The organism is Pseudomonas sp. NPDC089530 (assembly GCF_050280705.1).
GTDB lineage: Bacteria > Pseudomonadota > Gammaproteobacteria > Pseudomonadales > Pseudomonadaceae > Aquipseudomonas.
On sequence record NZ_JBNNVU010000100.1, the window covers coordinates 1 to 18,216 of the forward strand.

Here is an 18,216-nt window from a genome sequence, read left to right on the forward strand (position 1 = left end):
GCTAACATCGGGTTCATGTTCTACCTCATCAAAACTCAAGGGTTCGTATAACCAGCGTATCGACGCTGCGTCAAAAAACTTTAGATCAAAAGCCAAAAGCCCGGAACGCTGTAAACGTTGCCGGGCTTTTGGCGCCTTGTATCAATCAGCCTTTCTTTTGCGCCGTCAACGCTTCGAACATCGAAGTAATGTTGCTGGCGGTGGCTTTCAACTTGCCGACCAGGGTATCCATGTCGTTGTACTTCTTGGTCAATACCGCCGTCAGGGTTTCGATGCGACGGTCCAGGGCCTCCTGGTCCAGAATCAGCTTGCTCTTGGTCTTGTTCAGCGACGTGGTGCGCTGATCGAGAATGCCGCCGGTTTGAGCAAAAGGCTTGATAGCCTCGTCCATGCGGCTCAGCAGGCCGTTTTCACCGGTGAACAGGGTCTGCACCTCGCCACCGAGCTTTTTGTCGTTCATTGCTGTGGTGAACTTGGTGGCGTCGAAGTCCAGGGCACCGGTCTTCGTATTGGTGGTAACCCCCAACTGCGCCAGCACGGTCAGCTTGTCGCCCGCCCCTACTTCCGACAGCGGCACCCGAATGGCCGCCAGGATCGAACGCGGCAACGGGTCGCCGGTCAATTGCGCCGGAACGGTTAGCTTGCCGTTGTCATCGAGCGACGGCTTGGTCAGCGCGGTCACGCTGTTGGCCACAGCGTTGTAGGCATCGACGAACTTCTGGATCGAAGCCTTCAAGCCATCGTTGTTGGACGCGACGGTAATAGTCGAGGTGCCCTTGGCAACCAGATTGAAGGTCATCCCGGAAACCGCCTTGTCGACGGCGTTGCTCTTACTGGTCAGCGCCATGCCATCGACGGTGAACTTGGCATCCACCGCGAGAGCACCAATGGAACCGGCGGAAGCGGCGGTCATCGGCGAACCGGAAGCACCAACGACATTGCTGCCATCAATTTCCAGACCGGCAATGCCGCTCAGGGAAATATCGGAACCCGCCCCCGTAGTGGTCGAACCCACCACCAGACGCGATCCAAAGGAGTCGGTCACGATGTTTGCGCTGATGCCCGCGCCCTTGAGCGATGCGTCGGCGTTGATCGAGTCACGTACCGATTGCAGGGTAGCGCCAGCCTTTACATCGAGGTTGTAGTTAGTGCCATTTTGACTGATTTTCAATGTACCAGTCGGAATAGCACTGGTAGTACCGCCAGCGAAGGCAGCACTGGTGACTTTCGAGGCGGTCGCAAGATTGTCGACCGAGACAACATAGTTGCCGTTGACTGCGGCATTGCCAGCGACTGCTGTTACATACTTGCTGTCGGAAGTAGTGGCGGCATAACCGGAGAATTGCGGATTGGTCTTGCTGCTGAGTTCGGTAATAGTGGTACGAAAGGTCGCCAGCAGCGACTTCAAGGTGCCAATGCCGGAGATGCTTGCGCTGTTGGTCGCAGTTCCCCGGTCGATCTGAGCTTGCTTGGCCGCTTTGTCAGCGTTCACCAAGGCTTTGACGATAGCGCCGGTATCGAGGCCCGAGCCTAGACCGGTACCCGGTAGAATTGGACTTGCCATGGAGATCTCCCTTCAGTGTGTCGCCGGTCTTTTGACCATTACAACGCCCAAAAGAACATAGCAACAAATTTCATGCCAGCTGTCAGACTTTAGCGCTGAACAACAAGCTGCTCGCATCATTCAAACTATTGGCCAGTTTCAGCACTTCTTCGTTGGGGATCTGACGGATCACCTCACCGGTTTCGCTGGCAATGACCTTGACTACAACTTTTCCGGAGGGCTCGTCGATCGAGAACTCCAGGTTACGCTTGACCGACTGTACAAACTTTTCAATTTCCTCGACGGCCATTTTCAGTTTGTCCTGCTCGGTCTTTTGCGCCTCTTTACGCTCTTCCTTGATCGCAGATAACGCTGCAACATCCACTTGAGGCTTCTCCACCGGCTTGTCGACAACGGCAGTTGCCGGCTTGGCCGCTGGATAAGACAAGTTCAGCTTCACGCTCATATCCATGTCCGTCACCTCTTAACGTAAAAAGCGAGAGAGCACGACCAGCGCACTCCCCCGCCCAAGCTTAGTCAGCTATTACTGAAGCAGTTTCAGTACAGCGGACGGCAGCTGGTTGGCCTGGGCCAGAACCGAAGTGGAAGCTTGTTGCAGAGTCTGCTGCTTGGTCAGCTGTGCAGTTTCAGCAGCGAAGTCGGTATCTTGGATACGGCCCAGTGCAGCACTGGCGTTTTCGTTGATGTTCTGCAGGTTGGAGATAGTGCTGGTCATACGGTTTTGTGCAGCACCGAGGTCAGCACGGCTGGCGTTGATGGTCGCCAGAGCTTTTTCGATCGCGTCGATCGAAGCCTTCGAGCTGGCTTCAGCGGTGGTGCTGTTGTTACCGGTGATGGCGATAGCGCCAGAGTTAACAGACAGGGTAGTAGCGTCGAAGCCGCTGGCCAGAGTGATGGTGATCTGGTTGGTAGCACCGGTGTTGGAACCGACCTGGAAGGTCATGGTGCCAGCGGAACCGTCGATCAGGTTCTTGCCGTTCAGGTTGGTCGACTTGGCGATACGAGTCAGCTCGTCCGACATCGAAGCGAATTCTTTGTTCAGAGCAACACGGTCAGCAGTGCCGTTGGAGTCGTTTCGTGCTTGAAGAGCCAGTTCACGCATACGCTGCAGGATGTTGGTGGATTCCTGCATCGCGCCTTCAGCGGTCTGAGCGATGGAGATACCGTCGTTGGCGTTTTTGATCGCCATGTTCTGACCACGGATCTGCGAAGTCATACGGGTAGCGATTTGCAGGCCGGCGGCGTCGTCTTTTGCGCTGTTGATCTTCAGGCCGGAAGACAGGCGGGCCATCGAAGTCGACAGAGCGTCGGAAGCGCGGTTCAGGTTCTTCTGAACGTTCAACGATGTGACGTTAGTGTTTACTGTTAAAGCCATGACGAATTCCTCGTTGGTTGGGTACTGCGGCTTCCGGCCCTGGCAACCGCCGGGTATGGCCTAGAGAACCTTCGTAATAGTTATCGTCGGCAATGCAGGTTGCTTTAGGGGATTTTCAAAAATTTTTGCCATCAGCGTGCCACCCCTCGTAAATCAAGGACTTGATGATATTTGACAGTAAAAAAATGACGTCAGGAAAATGCCGGAAAGCGCCCGGACGCAGAGATCGCCCGGGCAGGCAGCAGGCGTTTCAGCCAGCAGCGAGAGAACCCAGGACCTCAACGCATTCGTATTGCAGGTAGTCGGCCAGGGCCAGCCAGTTCTGCCCTTGCTGGCACTCGAACATCAGCCCCAGCAGAACCTCCCAGTCCCCACGCTGCTCTTGCGGGGCACTATCGATCACCGGCTGGATCGCCGCCATCAACTGCACCATGGTCATGGCCGCCTCGACATCGCGCCCCAGACGAAAACCCTCGGCGCATTGCTGCAAGCGGGCGATCAGCCCCTCGACTCCGCTCATTGGCTCAACTCCGGATGGTAGGTCGTCCCGGCGATCATCGCCCCGTCGCGACTGCTGTTATAGAAGCGCACCCGCGGATGGCCGACGATAAACCGCTCCAGCTCGCACAGGTAACTGCGGAAGTTGAGCTGGGTCCTGACCCGTTGGCCATACCCGTCCAGCACCCAGTGCCTGGCCGCGCCCAACTGCGGCCCCAACTCGCCGTCGAGCCAGCCGGCATGGGTCTTGTTCATCGGGAAGGCAAAGTCGGCACCGAACAGGGTGACCTGCCCGGCGCCCATTCTGACCGCCAGGTCCACCGCCGGATGAATCACGCTGCCGCCGACATAGAGCTGCGCCTTGGGCAACTGCTCGCGCATCCGGCTGTAAATCGGGCTGGCGGAATAACCGACATAACGCGGCCCCAGCCAGCACGCCAGGATCTGTGGATCGACCATCGGCAGATAGACCAGGCTGATCGCCGCGGACTGTTCGGGCGGCAGGTGCCGGCCGGAAATCCGGTGATCGATGCTGACCACGATATCCGGCTCGATCCCCTGCTTGAGCAAAGGGCGGTAGGCAGTATCGACACAGATCAGCAGGGGGCGCCGGTCCTGGGCACGGATCTGGCGCAGGTATTCGAAATGCCGCTCCAGGCTCGGCCCGGTGGCAATCACATAGACTTCCCGCCCCGACTGGGAGCCGAACAGCTGCGCCACGTCGCGATCGCCAGCCACCAGCTCGGCACTCGATTGCAGGCGCTGGACGACCTCAGGGGAGTCGGCCACGAAGTCCCGGTTATTGAATGCCAGGTGCACTTCACTGACCAGGCGATCGCGGATCTTGGCGTTGTAGTCATCCGCCAGCACCAGCTCGGCGGGCAAGGCGAAGAACGGCATCTGGATCTCCGCCAGGTCGCCGGCATAGGCCAGTTCGACCCGCGGGTCGCTCAACCAGGCCTGCTGATCCAGCAGCTGCAGCACCAACGCGAATACCGCGCCGTTCAGGATATGCACCTGCAAGCGCTGCAGCGCCGGGTTCTCCAGCAGGACCTGCTGCAAGTCGCCCAGGCCAGCGCCATACAGATGGACCACCGGGCTGTCCGCCGGCAGGCTGGCCGCCTGGGTCCGCGCTTCCGCCATGCGATCGTGACGACTGGTGAGCTGGATCCCGGAAATGCTCAGGGTCGACCCCAGCCCTTCCACCAGATCCGCCTGCAACGCAGCAGTGTCCTGCGCCAGCAACCGCTCGAGCAGTTCTGGCCAGCGAGCCCCTATGATCTGGGCATTGCCCTCAAAGCTTTCGCTCATGCTGTCTCGCCTGTCTTCATGCAAAAAAAATAGCGCTCAGGGTACACCCTGGGCGCTATTTTTGGAGGCCGCGAAATCAACTCACGGGCGATAGATGATCGCCGAACCCCACGACAGACCAACACCGAAACCACTGAGTGCCACACGGTTCCACTTGGAGTCGAGCGCATGCTTCTCCAACAACAGCGGAATGCTCGACGACACCGTGTTGCCGGTCTCGACCATGTCCTTGATGAACTTCTCCGGTTCGCCTTCGAAGCGGCGTGCCACCGCATCGACGATGGCCGCGCTGCCCTGGTGGATGCAGAACGCATCGATCTGCTCTGGCTGCAGGCCGGACTCGCCAAGCAACTCATGCAGGTGCGCCGGGACTTTCAGCAGCGCGAAATTGAACACCTGGCGGCCGTTCATGAAAAACACGCCATCGCTGACTTTCAGGTGGGGAGCCCCGGAACCGTCGGTGCCGAACTTGGCCTTGCCCAACGCCCAGATCGGGTCTTCGCCCATCCAGGTGGCGGTGGCCGCATCGCCGAACAGCATGGTGGTGTTGCGATCTTCCGGATTGACGATCTTCGAGTAAGGGTCGGCGGTGACCAGCAGGCCGTTCTTCAGGCCCGCGGCTTCCATGAAGCCCTTGATCGCGTAGATGCCGTAGACATAGCCAGAGCAACCCAGGGAAATATCGAAGGCCGCGACGTGGGTCGGCAGCCCCAGTTTGTCCTGGACAATCGCCGCGGTGTGCGGCAGGCCTTCTTCGTCGCCATTCTGGGTAACGACGATCAGCGCGTCGATCGACTCGCGCGACAGTTGTGGGTTGTTGGCGAACAGCGCATTGACTGCTTCGACACACAGGTCCGAGGTTTCCTGCGTCGCGTCTTTGCGCGGCAGGAAGGCCGAACCGATCTTGCCCAGGATGAACTCTTCATCCTTCTCGAATTTTGCACCTTGTGCGTAATTGTCCACGCCGGCTACAGGCACGTAGCTCGCAATGCTCTTTATGCCAATCATTACGGCTTCCCAATAAGTAACAGCTAAATACCCCGACCAACGGGACCAGGGCTGCCGATAAACAGAAATCCTGTCATCCCTGACAGGCAACCGCGGGAAGAGTAGATGACTATCACTGAACCGCTAGCAGCCAGGCGCCATCTTCCCGGTCAACACAATACAGTGAAGATGCGCGTTATGACTCGCAGGTCACGCTATTTTGCCGAATCAGCCATACAAAGGGCTATTCGACAAATGCCCAATCCAGTGCAGTGCCGCGCTTGAGCGCCTGGCGCGCGCAACGCCCGAGGACGGCGTCGATGTGTTTGGGGGCCAACCCCAGGCCCGGACGAATGGCCCTGAGGTTTTCGCTGCTGAACACCTCCCCCGCCACCATGTCCCGGGTGACATACAGGGAGCGGCGGTACAGCACCGACTGGCGCTCGGCCTCGGTCGCGCCGTAACGCACCCTCCCCAGCGCCTGCCAGGCCTGCTCGGTCTCCACCACCAGGCTTCGCAGCTCCGCCGGCTCCAGGGAAAAACTGGCATCCACCCCACCAGCGGCGCGATCGAGGGTGAAGTGCTTCTCCACCACCGTGGCCCCCAGCGCCACCGCGGCCACCGAGACTCCGACGCCCATGGAGTGATCGGACAGACCGACCTCGCAACCAAACAGTTCGCGCAGGTGGGGGATGGTCAGGATATTGCTGTTTTCCGGCGAGGCCGGGTAGGTACTGGTGCATTTGAGCAGCACCAGATCCTTGCAACCGGCCTCCCGGGCCGCGCGTACGCTTTCGTCCAGCTCGGCAATGCTGGCCATGCCAGTGGAGATGATCAGCGGCTTGCCGGTGGCCGCGACCCGGCGGATCAACGGCAGGTCGGTGTTTTCGAAACTGGCGATCTTGTAGGCCGGCACGTCGAGGTTTTCGAGGAAGTCCACAGAGCTCTCATCGAACGGCGTGGAGAACGCCAGCATCCCCAACTCCCTGGCGCGGGCGAAGATCGGCGCATGCCATTCCCAGGGCGTGTGGGCCTTTTCATACAGGGCATACAGCGAGGAGCCGGCCCAGAGGCTGGAAGGGTCCTTGATGAAGAATTCGCCATGATCCAGGTCCAGGGTCATGGTATCGGCGGTATAGGTCTGCAACTTCAGCGCATGGGCACCAGCCTTGGCCGCTGCCTCGACAATCCGCAGGGCAACGTCCAGCGACTGGTTATGGTTGCCACTCATCTCGGCAATGATGAACGGTGGCGAGCCGGCGCCAATCGAGCGCGGGCCGATCTTGAAACTAGTCATTGGGGTTTTCCTTCGCTTCACCCATAAATTCAGCGGCGTCCGATTGCTCACCGGCGCCGCGCAACGGATTCTCCGCCATCTCGAACAAGGCCGCCGCTACCCGCGACGCCCCCTGCCCGTCCACCAGTTGCCGAGAGCGTTGGGCCAGGCGCTGGCGTAGCGGGTAATCGCCGGCAAGCGCCGCGACCGCCTGGCCGATCTGCTCGACACTGACCCGCTCGCAGGCGCCCAGGTACAGGTGCATGCCCGCCTCGGCCAACCGCCGGGCATTGGCCTCCTGGTTGCCGGCCACGCTGATGCACAGGGTTGGCAGGCCCAGGGCGGCGCGCTCCCAACTGGTGCCGCCACCGGCACCGATAAACAGGTCCGCCTCGGCCATCCGGCGGAAAAAATCCCCGACATAAGCGTGCAAGCGCCAATGCCCGCGACCGGCCGCCAGCGCCTGCATCTGTGCCCAGGCCGGATTGTCGGCCCCGGCGATAAAGTCCACTTCCAGGTCGTCGAAGCCACTCAAGGCCTGCATTGCCTTGAGCGTCTGGCTGGCCGCGTCGAAACCGCCGAAATTCACCAGCACCCGGCTCGCCCGCTCGCGGATGGCGATCGGCTGACAGCGGAACTCCTCGCGCAACAAGGCGAAATGCGGCCCGAACAATGCCCGGCAATCGGCATCGATCAGGCCGGCATAGGCCTGGGGCGTGCCGCTGAAGTTCTGGTCGAGCAACAGGTCGACGGCATGCCGCCGGTTGGCCAGGTCGTCGATGGCCGCGATTCGCGGCGCCCACTGGCGGGCCGCCTGCTGCCACTGCCAGTCGAGGCCGTAATGATCGACCAGCAACCAATCGAACGGCGGCTGATCCTGCAACTGCGCCTGCAATGCAGCGATATCCACCTGCCAGGGCAATGACGCTTCGATATCCTGCTCGTACTCGCCCGGATAACTCCCAGGCAGGGCGAAGGTCTGGAAACCCTCGCTGGCCAAGCGATCCAGTTGATGCCCCGACAACGTCCGGCAGGCAAAGGCCACCCTGGCGCCCTGCTCGCGCAGTACCCTGGCCAGGGTCAGGCAGCGGGCGATATGGCCACTGCCAATGGCCGGCGAGGCATCGGCGCGGATCAATACCCTCAATCCAGCTCTCCACCGGCTTTCAGCGCTGTGTAGAGGTACTGCGCACGCAGCCAGTCTTCTTCGGTGTCGATGTCCTGGACCAGATACCGCGGCAGGATCACCGGCAGACTGAGCGAGGAAAACATCAGATCGCTCCGTAGCCAGGCCGCGGTGCGCCCCCAATAGAACTGCCCGGCGTCCTGATAGGCAGGCTGCAGATCCTGGGAACGGGTACCACTGAACTCCGGGTGGAGCGCCGTCAGCCCGCCCTGCTCATCGAAGACCAAGGCCCGCTGCACCGGGAAAGGGAAGCTGCAAATGGAAAAGGCAAAGGATTTTTGCGGATGGGCATCCAGCGCCGCGAACCCCTGGCGCAGGTAGCGCACCTGCAATAAAGGAGCGGTGGCGTAAATACAGCAGGCGTAATCGAACACCTCGCCACGCTCCTGCAGTACTTTCAAGGCGTGCACTATCACCGGTGCGGTGCCGATGAAATCGTTCGCCAGCTCTGGCGGGCGAATAAATGGCACTGTGGCACCGCAAGCCTTGGCCAACTCGGCGATCTCCGGATCGTCGGTACTGACCAGCACTTGGTCGAATAACCCCGAGGCTTGCGCCGTGGCAATCGAACGCGCGAGCATCGGTACGCCGTTGAAAGGTTTGAGGTTCTTGCTGGCTATACGCTTGCTGCCCCCTCGTGCGGGAATGATCGCAATGGCACTCAAGACTCAACATGCTCCAAAACAAGATTGCGTAATTGCTCCACCACATATTCCTGCTGTTCGTCGTCCAGCGCAGGGTAAAGCGGCAGAGTGATAGCTTCGGCGTAATAACGTTCAGCCTCGGGAAAATCGCCGGCGGCGAATCCAAGGTCGCGGTAGTAAGGCTGCAGATGCACGGGGATGTAATGCAAGTTGACCCCGACTCCGGCATCGCGCAAGGCCTCGAACACCTCGTGATGGGAACGGCGGATACGTTCGGACTGCAAGCGCACCACATACAGATGCCAGGCCGACTGTGCCCGCTCCTGGGCCTGTGGCAAGGTCAGCGGCAGATCGGCCAACAGGCGGTCATAACGGGCAGCCAGTTGCCGGCGCCGAGCGAGAAAGACATCGAGCTTGTCCAGTTGGGACAAGCCCAGTGCCGCCTGGAGGTCGGTGATCCGATAATTGAAACCCAGCTCGATCTGCTGGTAGTACCAGGGGCTGTAGCTGGGCTCGGTCATCTGTTCCGGATCACGGGTCATGCCATGATTGCGTAAACGCCGCAGGCGGTTCGCCAGCTGTGGGCTGTTGGTCATGACCATTCCACCCTCGGCGCTGGTGATGATTTTCACCGGGTGGAAACTGAATATCGTCATCGCGGCGAACTCACCACAGCCCACCGGACGCCCGGCATAAGACGCACCCACCGCGTGGGCGGCATCCTCGATCAGCACAAAGCCATAGCGCTGTGCCAATTGCGCCATGGTTCGCATGTCGCAACTCTGTCCGGAAAACGCCACCGCCACCACCACCTTGGGCAGGCGGCCCGCGCGTTCGGCGACTTCCAGCTTATGCGCCAGCGCCTGGGCATCCATGTTCCAGGTGTGCGGGTCGATATCGACGAAATCCACCTCGGCGCCGCAGTAGCGCCCGCAATTGGCCGAGGCCAGAAAGGTATTGGGTGTGGTCCATAGCCGGTCTCCCGGCCCCAGCCCCGCCGCCAGGCAGGCAATGTGCAGGGCCGCCGTGGCATTGCAAACCGCCACGCCATGAGCGGCCTCGCAGCGGGCCGCCATGGCCTGCTCGAAACGTTCAATGGTCGGCCCTTGGGTCAACCAGTCGGACTGCAGTACTTCCACCACCGCGTCGATATCCGCCTGATCGAGGCGCTGACGTGCGTAGGGAATCATGCTGACAACCCGGCACGCAGCTCAACGAATTGGCCCACCAACAGTGGATGCGGGCTGATGCAATGACATCCGGACGATCCGATGCCGCCGGAGATGAAAATCGATTTGTCGTGGAACATGCCTTGAGTCCTTTTTACTTGTCAGCCGCGCTTACGCCAGCAGCTGTGCCCAGTCGACGCTGATGGGTGCGCCTGGGGTGAAACCCTTGCCGTTCAGGCTCAGGTTCTGGTTGTACGCTACATCGTGGGCAAAACGCGCCGACCATTTGTCCCGCAGGGCTGCCGCGACCTGGGTATCGTTCGCCAGGGTGCCCGGATGCAGGATCTGCACCTGCGGGGTGCAGACGGTCAGCAGGCCGGCATCGGCCACCTTCAGGCACAGATCGACATCGGCGAACGCCTCGGCGAAGTGCTCTTCGTCCAGGCCGCCGACAGCGTGGTAGACCTCTTTGCCGATCATCAGGCAGGCCCCGGAAACCGCCGAATAGTTCTGCTCGGCGAGCAGGCCGTTCAGGTAGCCGCTGGCGCCTTTCGGCTCGCCGGCGAACGCCGCCCCCAGGTGCTCGTTCAGCCCGAGAATCAGGCCGGCCGAGGTGGTCGCGCCCTTGGCGTCCAGCAGGCGGGCGCCGACGATACCGATTTCCGGCCGCTGGGCCTGGTTGAGCAGGCTTTCCAGCCAGTCGGCGTTGACCACTTCGGCGTCGGCCGCCAGCAGCACCAGGTACTCGCCCCGGGCTTCCTGGCTCGCCGCGTTGTACAGCGCCGAGGTGCTCAGGCGCCGCGGGCTGCGCAGCACGCGGATACGATCGCCCTTCTGTTCCAGGCTGGTGAGCCAGCCCGCCAGTTCCTCGGACTGGCTGTGGTTGTCGCCGATGACCACTTCATAGCGCTGATAGCGGGTGCGTTGCAGCACACTGACCAGGCAACGCTGCAACTGCTCCAGGTTGTCCTCGCTGTGCAGGAGGATCGACACCAGGGGACGCTCGGCATGGCCGTAATTGATCTGGTAGACCCCGGGCTGCGCCGAGCCGACCTGGGCCCGGTAGCCACGCTTGCCCAGGTGCCGGGTCAACGCCTGGTTCTGCTGGGGGTTCTCTTCCTGCGGCGCAGCCTGGCCGATCAACAGCGGCTCGGCCAGGTGGGCCAGGCCGGCCAGCCCGCCGTCTTCGATCAGGCGCAGCAGCAGGTCGTATTCCATGGCCTGGGCCAAGGCAGTCGAATAACCGCCGGCGGCCATCAGCACATCCCGGCGAATCAGCCAGTGGCCAGCCATCAGGTCCGGCACGCTCTGCAGCAGGTCCAGGTTGACGCCCGGACGGAACACATCCTTGAGCGTACCATCGGCGGCGCACTGGATTTCATCCATGGCCACGGCGCGGCAGCCTTCGGCGCCAAGCAGCTCCAGGCTGGCGCGCAACAGCCCGCTGGCGGTGAAGCGTTCGCCGGCACGGGCCAGCAGCAGCCAGTCGCGGGAGGACAGGGCGACCGCCTGATTGATCCGCTCCACATAGTTTTTGCTGCTGACCTTGACGAAATGCACAGTGTCCCGGGCGCTGGTGGTCGCCGGCAGGTCGCCCGTGGTGAAAACCATGACCTGGAAGGACCGGCAATGACCGTTGACCAGGCTGTCGAAGGTCGACTGCAACTTGACCATGTCCGCGTCGAGGTCGAGCAGCAGGATGCCGAAAGTCGGGCCGCCGTTGTGCCGGGCCAGGTATTCATTGATCGACTTGAGCTGCTGCGCCTCGGGGTTGCGTGCCTCCAGCCACTTCAGCAGGCGGCCCGACGGCATGTTCTCCAGCAGCGCCGGGCTGTCCTGGAAGGGAACCGCTGCCAGCCGCTCGGCCCAGGCCTGCAGCTTGCGGGCGTCGCCCTGCTCCTCTGGGCTCTTGTCCTTGGCAGCCTGCAACGAATCGGCCAGGCGCCGGACCACTTCAGGGTTGAACAGGTTGCACGACAGCGCCTCCCACAAACGGCTGCGCAAGGTGCGCTCGGTGTCGTTGGCCTGCACCTGCAACAGTTCCCGCTGCTTGAGCAGCACCCCCTCCAGCTCCTGGAGCTGCAGGCGGCCGGCAGGCATCGCGTGCATGAGGAATTCGAATTCGGTCAGCAGGTCGAACATCGGCTTGTTGTAGAACGGCATTTCGACGAACTGTTCCGGGCCGAACGAGCGCACCGGCTCAGCCCCCGGCTCGACCCAGGCCGAACGGAAAATCATCTTGCCATTGAGGGAGCGCCCGGTGAGCAGGCACTCGGCCATGGCCACGAAACTGTCCAGGGCCACCTGCTTGATCCGCTGCGGGTCCTGGCCACTGAGGCCGGTGGGCAAGGTGGCGAGGAATTCGGCGAACGCCTCGCGCTGGGCCACCGACTTGGCATCGCCATAGGTCAGCACCGTCAGCACGTCGGTATTGTGTTCCGAGGCGCCGTAGTTGACTTCCCGCACAGCGAAGGGAATCGGCAGGATACGCGCCTTGGCCGAGGCCAGCAGGAAGAAGGTATGGCCGATTTCCTGCCACTCGAAGCTGGTCCCCGGCGGCAGCAGGCTGTACCACTGCTGCAGCAGGTCGGTGCGCGTCACTGCGTAGAACGGCGGCAGGAAATGCCCCATGAACGCCTTGACCCGCTCGCCGGCATCCTCCGAGGCATAATCCTCGATGACCCGGCAGTCACGCCGGTAGTAGTTCACCTCGGCGGCGCGGGCCAGGTACATCATCCCGTAGCCGTGGCACAAGCCGTAGTCGGGGTGGGCTTCGAGAAACTCCACCGACTCGGTCAGCGCACCATGGAGCAGGAAGTCGTCATCGGCGGCGAACACCATGTACGGCGTCGTCACCTGCCCGACACCGTAGGTGAGCTTGTCCTGCAGGCCCTTGTAGGTGAACTGCGGCAGATGCCGGTAGTCGACCCCCGGGAACTGCGCGGTAAGGGCCTCGTCGGCCGCAAGCGACGAGTCCAGCACCAGAATCTTGCAGGGGTAGGTGCTGTAGTACTGCAAGGTACGACGCAAGAACGCCTTGCGATTGTGGGACATCACCACCAGCGTGAAACGCTCGTTCAGCGGTGCGCTAGTGTTTTGAGCCTTGTCTTGAACCTGCATCAGTGTTTCCCCACAACCGGCAAAGTGCTGTTACCTGCAACCATCTTTGATGTTCAACGAACGCGACGCAGATACCCATCCGGCGCCACGGTGATCAGCAGCTTGTTCTGCATCTGGTAGTCGACCTCGAAATCGCGGTTCTCTTCCAGGTAGGCCCAGACCGCGGTTTTCGGATTGTCGCCCGGGCCCCATGGACGGTCCGGGAAGAAGTCCGCCGGCATGTCCTCGACCACGGTGTCCATGACCACGCAGTAGCTGTCCACCGACACCAGCGGCGCGTACAGGCGCAGCTCTTCGAGCACATGCTCGTGGGTGTGGTTGGAGTCCAGGACCAGAATGACCTTCTTGCCCGCAGCGGCGGCACGCACTTGCTCGGCAATCGCCGGATCGATGCTCGAACCCTCGATCATCTTGATGCGCTTGCTCATCGGGTGGCTTTCGATGGCTTCGCGGTTATGGGCGCGGATATCCAGGTCGATGCCCAGCACCTCGCCATGGCCCTGCAGCTCGAGCAGCGAGGCGTAGTAGATGATCGAGCCGCCGTGGGCGATGCCGCATTCGATCACCAGGTCCGGCTTGACCCGCCAGATGATCTCCTGCATCGCCATCATGTCCTGGGGCAGCTGGATGATCGGGCGGCCCATCCACGAGAAGTGGTAGCTGTATTTGTGCTTGGCGGACTCGTTGAAGAAATCACGGGCCAGACCAGTGAGTTTCTGGTCGTCGCCCTGCTGGGCGATCTGTTCCCGGCACTCGGCTTCGAAGGCTTGGTTGATGCTGTTGTCGGTCATTTGAAAATTCTCAATGGTCACTGGAACGAAGCGCTGTCAACGGCGTGATAGACGTAGCGTCCACCGGTCATCCGCTTGATTTCTTCGAGGTAGTTGGAGTTCATCACAAACAGATTGGCGCCCTCGGGCAAGGCATCCATGGCCTCTTGCGGCGAGGACACCCGCGCGCCGCTCAGGGGCAGATAACGCCCCTGCTTGGCCGGGTTGATATCCACCACACGATCCACCGCCACCCCCGCGCGCTGCAGGAACAGCGAATAGATCACGCCTTTGGACGATGCCCCCCAGATTGCCGAACCCTGCTCGGGGGCGCTCTGAATGATGTGCACCGCGCGGTCGAGGCTGGCGGTGAAACCATCGGGCAAGGCCAGGCGTGGCACCGGTTGTTCCGGGGTCAGGCGCAACGTGGAAAGGTCCGCGACGATGTAGAGATACTGGCCACCGAACAGGTGACCGGCCTCGTGCACCGTGCCGAACATCCGGCGCAGGTCATCGAGGCGGAAATAATTGACGTGCTCGTAGAACAGGTCGAACCAGGCGCGATGCTCGAGGATCCAGTCGAAACACGGTACTTCGATGTAGATCTGTCCGCCCTGATTGGCTTCGGCGATCTCGGCGAGGAAGCTCACCGGATCCTGAATATGCTCCAGCACATGGCGCAGCACGATGGCGTCCGCCGCCAGGCCCAGGCCACGGGTGAACGGGGCCTTGATCACGTCGGCGTTGTCGCCTTCGTACGCGGGATCGATGCCGGTAATGGCGTAGCCCAGGCCCTTGAGCAGCTCAAGAAAGTAGCCCTTGCCGCAGCCGACCTCGATCAGTTCCTGCCCCTTGAAGTGCCGGGCAATGATGCCCTCGACGTCGCCCAGGTGCTTCTGGAACTGGCCGGAATGCGCCTGCTCGTTCTGATAGTCGGCGTCGTAGCTGAGTTTGTCGGCATCGAACGCGGCGTTGAAGATCAGACCGCTGCGCTCGTCCTGCACCAGCAGCATGTCGGCACTGGCCGACGCTTTCGCCGATTCGGCATCGGCAAAGGTGCGGTTCTGCAACACCGGCAGATCCGTGACCCGATACAACTCGTGCCTCATTGCCCTGCTCCCAATAACTGTTGCAAACGGTCGGTCACCGCCCAGAACGCCAGCGGCTCGTGGGTCGGGTACGGGTAGTGGCCAAGGTTCAGATCCAGCGCCGCACCACGCTCACGCACACGTTGCTCGACCAGGGTCCGTACCGCTATCGGCTGGCCGCTGGCGCAGTTGATCACGCCATCGAAATCGCGCCGATGCAGGATCGCCGCGAGATAGTCGGCCGCCGTTTCGATCGCCAGGAAATCGCGCAGCTGTTCCCCGGCCGACATGTTGAACGACGGCTCGCCCGCGTCGATCGCCCGATCCAGCGCGGCCAGCAGACTGTTGGGGTTCTGCCCGGCGCCATGCAGGTAAAACAGTCGTGCCCATTGCAGGGTGAACGGCGTTTCCTGCTGCAGGTTGCGCAAGAACAGCTGCAGGCTGTGCTTGGCCAGGCCATAAGGATTGCTCGGCCGCGGCTCGACCAGCTCGCTGAGCGGCCCACTCTGCATGCCATATTCGAAGCAGGTGCCCGTCACCAGAACCTGCTTCACGCCCGCCTCGACCGCGCTTTTGATAAAGCGATAGTCAGCCATCAGGTTGTGCTCGACATGGAACAGCGCCCGATAGTTCGGCAACCCCGGCCAGGCCAGATGCGCGAGTACATCGATGCCATCAGTCAATGCCGCGACATCCAGATCGGCCGCGTGAATATCCGCGCTGACGAACTCGACGTCGTTGATCCACGGCATGCCCGCCGCTTTTTCCACATCCCGCGCCACGGCCCGCACCGCACAGCCGCGCGCCAGCAACACGGCGACCAGATGGCGACCGACGAAGCCTGTGGCTCCGGTAACCAGAACCTTCACAGCACGCTCAACTCAGGCACGGCGATCACGAAGCGCCCGCCCCACTGACGCACCTGGGCCAATTGCTGGCTGACTTCGTGCAGCAGGTTCCAAGGCAGCACCAGCACGTAATCCGGTTTTTCGCTGTCGATCCGCGCCGGCGCCACGATCGGGATGCGGCTGCCCGGCAAAAACTTGCCCTGCTTGTGCGGGTTGGCATCGGCCACCCAGGCCAGCAGGTCCGGCTTGATCCCGGCGTAGTTGAGCAAGGTGTTGCCCTTGGCCGCGGCGCCGTAGCCGACCACGCGCTTGCCGTCGGCCTTGGCCTGCAACAGGAAACGCAGCAGGTCATGCTTGATGCGCTGCGCAGCGGGGGCCAGCGTGGCGTAGAACCCGGGGGTTTTCACGCCCGCGTCGAGCTCGGCTTGCAACTGCTGCTGCACCGCCGGCTGCACGGCGCGGCGTTCGCCGTCCTGGCGCTGGACGAACACCCGCAGCGAACCGCCATGGGTGGTCAACCGACTGACGTCGAACACTTCCAGGCCGTTGCGCTCGCACAGTGCCTGCACCGCGGTCAGGGACAGATAGGAATAGTGTTCGTGATAGAGCGTGTCGAACTGCGCGCCCGCCATCAGCGTCAGCAGTTGCGGGAATTCGAAGGTGGCCACGCCGGTCGGCTTGAGCAGCGTTGCGAAACCGCCGAGGAAATCGTTGATGTCCGGCACATGGGCCAGCACGTTGTTGGCGGCCATCAGGTCAGCGGCCCAGCCTTCGTTTTTCAGCTGCGTGGCGCTGTCGCGACCGAAGAACAGCTCACGAATCTCCAGGCCTTTTTCCCGTGCGGCCTGCGCGGTGCTGCGAGTCGGCTCGACGCCCAGGCATGGGATCCCGCGAGCGGCCACGTACTGCAACAGGTACCCGTCGTTGGCGGCGACTTCCACCACGCGGCTGTCAGCCGTCAAGCCGAAGCGCTCGACCATCTCGGCCACATAGCGCTCGGCGTGGGCCAGCCAGGTGCTGGAGAACGAACTGAAGTAGGCGTACTCGGCGTCGAACAGGCTCTCGGCGCTGGTGTAATCCTCGGTCTGCACCAGCCAGCATTGCTGGCACACGGCGACCTTCAGCGGCACCCACTGCTCGGCCTGCTCAAGACGATCGGCATGCACATAAGCGTTGGACGGTGGCGAGGTACCGAGGTCGATCAGCGGCAGGCTCAGCGGTGCGGCGCACCCACGGCAGTTCATAGACGCACTCCAGCAAAGTGTGGATCGAGCGCGGGATGGCTGGAATCCCGGGCCGACAGATTATTGACGGGCAGCGGCCAGGCGATCGCCAGCCGTGGATCGTTCACCGACAGGCCGCCCTCGTGCTCCGGCGCGTAATCGGCGCTGTGCAGGTAGAGCAGCTCGGCGTCGTCGGTGAGGGTCTGGAAGCCGTGGGCGAATCCGGCCGGGATCAGCAGGCTGCGGCCATCGCCGGCCTTCAGGTGCTCGGCGTGCCAGTGCAGGAAAGTCGCGGAATCCGGGCGCAAATCCACCGCCACGTCCCACACCTCGCCGCGCAGGCAGGTGATCAGCTTGGCTTCCGGCGCGTTGGCATTCTGGTAATGCATGCCGCGCACACTGCCCTTCTCGCGGGTGCAGGAATGGTTGATCTGGCGGATATGAAACTCGCTGCCGAACGCACTCAGGCTGCCTTCGCAGAACAGCCGGGCGAAGTGTCCGCGCTGATCTGCGAAGCGTTTGTGCTGGACGCTGAACAGGCCGGCCAGCGGCAGCTGTTGCAAGGAAAACTCGCTCACAGCGCCCCCCGATAGAGACTCAACTGGTCCAGGGTGACGCTGCGCATGTCGTCACCGTTCTGCCAGGCCAGGTGCCAGTCCAAGGTCTGCGCCAGGCATTGCTGCAGCGACCAGCGGGGTTGCCAGGCCAGCAACTGCCGGGCGCGGCTGCTGTCCAGGCGCAACAGGCCGGCCTCGTGCAGCTCGCTCGGCTCGACCCGCAACCCGGGGGCCGCCGGCCAGCGCGCGGCCAGCAGCTCGACCACTTCACCGACGCTGCACATGTCCGCTTCGCTCGGTCCGAAGTTCCATGCCCCGGCGAACTGCGGCCCCTGCTCATAGAGCCCGGCGGCCAATTGCAGATAGCCGGCCAGGGGCTCCAGGGCATGCTGCCACGGGCGCACGGCTTGCGGGTAACGCAGGGTCACCGGCTCGTCCGCCGTCCATGCCTTGAGCACGTCGGGAATCAGGCGCTCAGGGGCGAAGTCACCGCCGCCCAGCACATTGCCGGCACGTGCGGTGGCCAATGCCAGACCGTGCTCGGCGTACTTGTCGGCCGGGAAGAACGAGGCCGCGTAAGACTCCGCCAGCAATTCGCAG

The 18,216-nt window shown here is 62.2% G+C and carries 16 protein-coding genes and 2 pseudogenes; all 18 read right to left on the reverse strand.

The features are described from left to right. Nucleotides 1-145: 145 nt before the first annotated feature. Nucleotides 146-1,564: a flagellar filament capping protein FliD gene (gene fliD / locus ACQKQA_RS25845; protein ID WP_427563845.1), complete on the reverse strand. Its 1,419-nt coding sequence runs from the start codon at nt 1,562-1,564 to the stop codon at nt 146-148. Nucleotides 1,565-1,646: 82 nt separating this feature from the next. Beyond that, nucleotides 1,647-2,015 (reverse strand): flagellar protein FlaG, encoded by a 369-nt coding sequence (locus ACQKQA_RS25850; protein ID WP_427563846.1) that lies wholly within the window; start codon nt 2,013-2,015, stop codon nt 1,647-1,649. Between the two features lie 72 nt (nt 2,016-2,087). Continuing rightward, a complete protein-coding gene (locus ACQKQA_RS25855; RefSeq protein WP_427563847.1) occupies nt 2,088-2,939 on the reverse strand; it encodes a flagellin domain-containing protein in 852 nt (283 codons plus the stop codon). Nucleotides 2,940-3,189: 250 nt separating this feature from the next. Next, nucleotides 3,190-3,459 carry a hypothetical protein gene (locus ACQKQA_RS25860; RefSeq protein WP_427563848.1) on the reverse strand — a complete coding sequence of 90 codons (270 nt, stop codon included), beginning with the start codon at nt 3,457-3,459 and terminating at the stop codon, nt 3,190-3,192. Then, nucleotides 3,456-4,748 carry a motility associated factor glycosyltransferase family protein gene (locus tag ACQKQA_RS25865; RefSeq protein ID WP_427563850.1) on the reverse strand — a complete coding sequence of 431 codons (1,293 nt, stop codon included), beginning with the start codon at nt 4,746-4,748 and terminating at the stop codon, nt 3,456-3,458. The genes ACQKQA_RS25860 and ACQKQA_RS25865 overlap by 4 nt, the downstream gene beginning before the upstream one ends. Nucleotides 4,749-4,829: 81 nt before the next feature. Next, the gene (locus ACQKQA_RS25870) at nt 4,830-5,756 is read right to left on the reverse strand and encodes a ketoacyl-ACP synthase III (protein ID WP_427563852.1); all 927 of its coding nucleotides are present in this window, start codon (nt 5,754-5,756) and stop codon (nt 4,830-4,832) included. 223 nt (nt 5,757-5,979) lie between these two features. Further along, a complete protein-coding gene (gene pseI, locus ACQKQA_RS25875) occupies nt 5,980-7,032 on the reverse strand; it encodes a pseudaminic acid synthase (protein ID WP_427563854.1) in 1,053 nt (350 codons plus the stop codon). A gap of 85 nt (nt 7,033-7,117) precedes the next feature. Continuing rightward, nucleotides 7,118-8,158: pseudogene (gene pseG, locus ACQKQA_RS25880) on the reverse strand (UDP-2,4-diacetamido-2,4,6-trideoxy-beta-L-altropyranose hydrolase); the annotation flags it as partial. Next, a complete protein-coding gene (gene pseF, locus ACQKQA_RS25885) occupies nt 8,155-8,862 on the reverse strand; it encodes a pseudaminic acid cytidylyltransferase (RefSeq protein ID WP_427563856.1) in 708 nt (235 codons plus the stop codon). The pseudogene pseG and the gene pseF, both read right to left, overlap by 4 nt. Then, complete coding sequence (gene pseC / locus ACQKQA_RS25890; protein ID WP_427563857.1) at nt 8,859-10,031, reverse strand: UDP-4-amino-4,6-dideoxy-N-acetyl-beta-L-altrosamine transaminase; 1,173 nt, start codon at nt 10,029-10,031, stop codon at nt 8,859-8,861. Before pseC ends, pseF begins: the two co-directional genes overlap by 4 nt. Further along, nucleotides 10,028-10,150, reverse strand: a complete 123-nt coding sequence (locus ACQKQA_RS25895) for a hypothetical protein (protein WP_427563859.1) — start codon at nt 10,148-10,150, stop codon at nt 10,028-10,030. The genes pseC and ACQKQA_RS25895 overlap by 4 nt, the downstream gene beginning before the upstream one ends. Before the next feature lie 31 nt (nt 10,151-10,181). After that, nucleotides 10,182-13,130 (reverse strand): TIGR00180 family glycosyltransferase, encoded by a 2,949-nt coding sequence (locus ACQKQA_RS25900; RefSeq protein WP_427563860.1) that lies wholly within the window; start codon nt 13,128-13,130, stop codon nt 10,182-10,184. 53 nt (nt 13,131-13,183) lie between these two features. Further along, nucleotides 13,184-13,921, reverse strand: coding sequence for a cephalosporin hydroxylase family protein (locus tag ACQKQA_RS25905; protein WP_427563862.1), 738 nt, complete (start codon nt 13,919-13,921; stop codon nt 13,184-13,186). A gap of 17 nt (nt 13,922-13,938) precedes the next feature. Further along, nucleotides 13,939-15,009 carry a class I SAM-dependent methyltransferase gene (locus ACQKQA_RS25910; protein WP_427563864.1) on the reverse strand — a complete coding sequence of 357 codons (1,071 nt, stop codon included), beginning with the start codon at nt 15,007-15,009 and terminating at the stop codon, nt 13,939-13,941. Continuing rightward, on the reverse strand, nt 15,006-15,857 hold the full coding sequence (locus tag ACQKQA_RS25915; RefSeq protein ID WP_427563865.1) for an NAD-dependent epimerase/dehydratase family protein: 852 nt from the start codon (nt 15,855-15,857) through the stop codon (nt 15,006-15,008). Before ACQKQA_RS25915 ends, ACQKQA_RS25910 begins: the two co-directional genes overlap by 4 nt. Next, entirely contained in the window at nt 15,854-17,080 is a 1,227-nt protein-coding gene (locus tag ACQKQA_RS25920; protein ID WP_427563867.1) for a methyltransferase domain-containing protein, read from the reverse strand. Before ACQKQA_RS25920 ends, ACQKQA_RS25915 begins: the two co-directional genes overlap by 4 nt. Continuing rightward, nucleotides 17,077-17,637 (reverse strand): dTDP-4-dehydrorhamnose 3,5-epimerase family protein, encoded by a 561-nt coding sequence (locus ACQKQA_RS25925; RefSeq protein WP_427563869.1) that lies wholly within the window; start codon nt 17,635-17,637, stop codon nt 17,077-17,079. The genes ACQKQA_RS25920 and ACQKQA_RS25925 overlap by 4 nt, the downstream gene beginning before the upstream one ends. Next, nucleotides 17,634-18,216 (reverse strand): annotated as a pseudogene (locus tag ACQKQA_RS25930) (CDP-glucose 4,6-dehydratase); the annotation flags it as partial. The pseudogene ACQKQA_RS25930 and the gene ACQKQA_RS25925, both read right to left, overlap by 4 nt.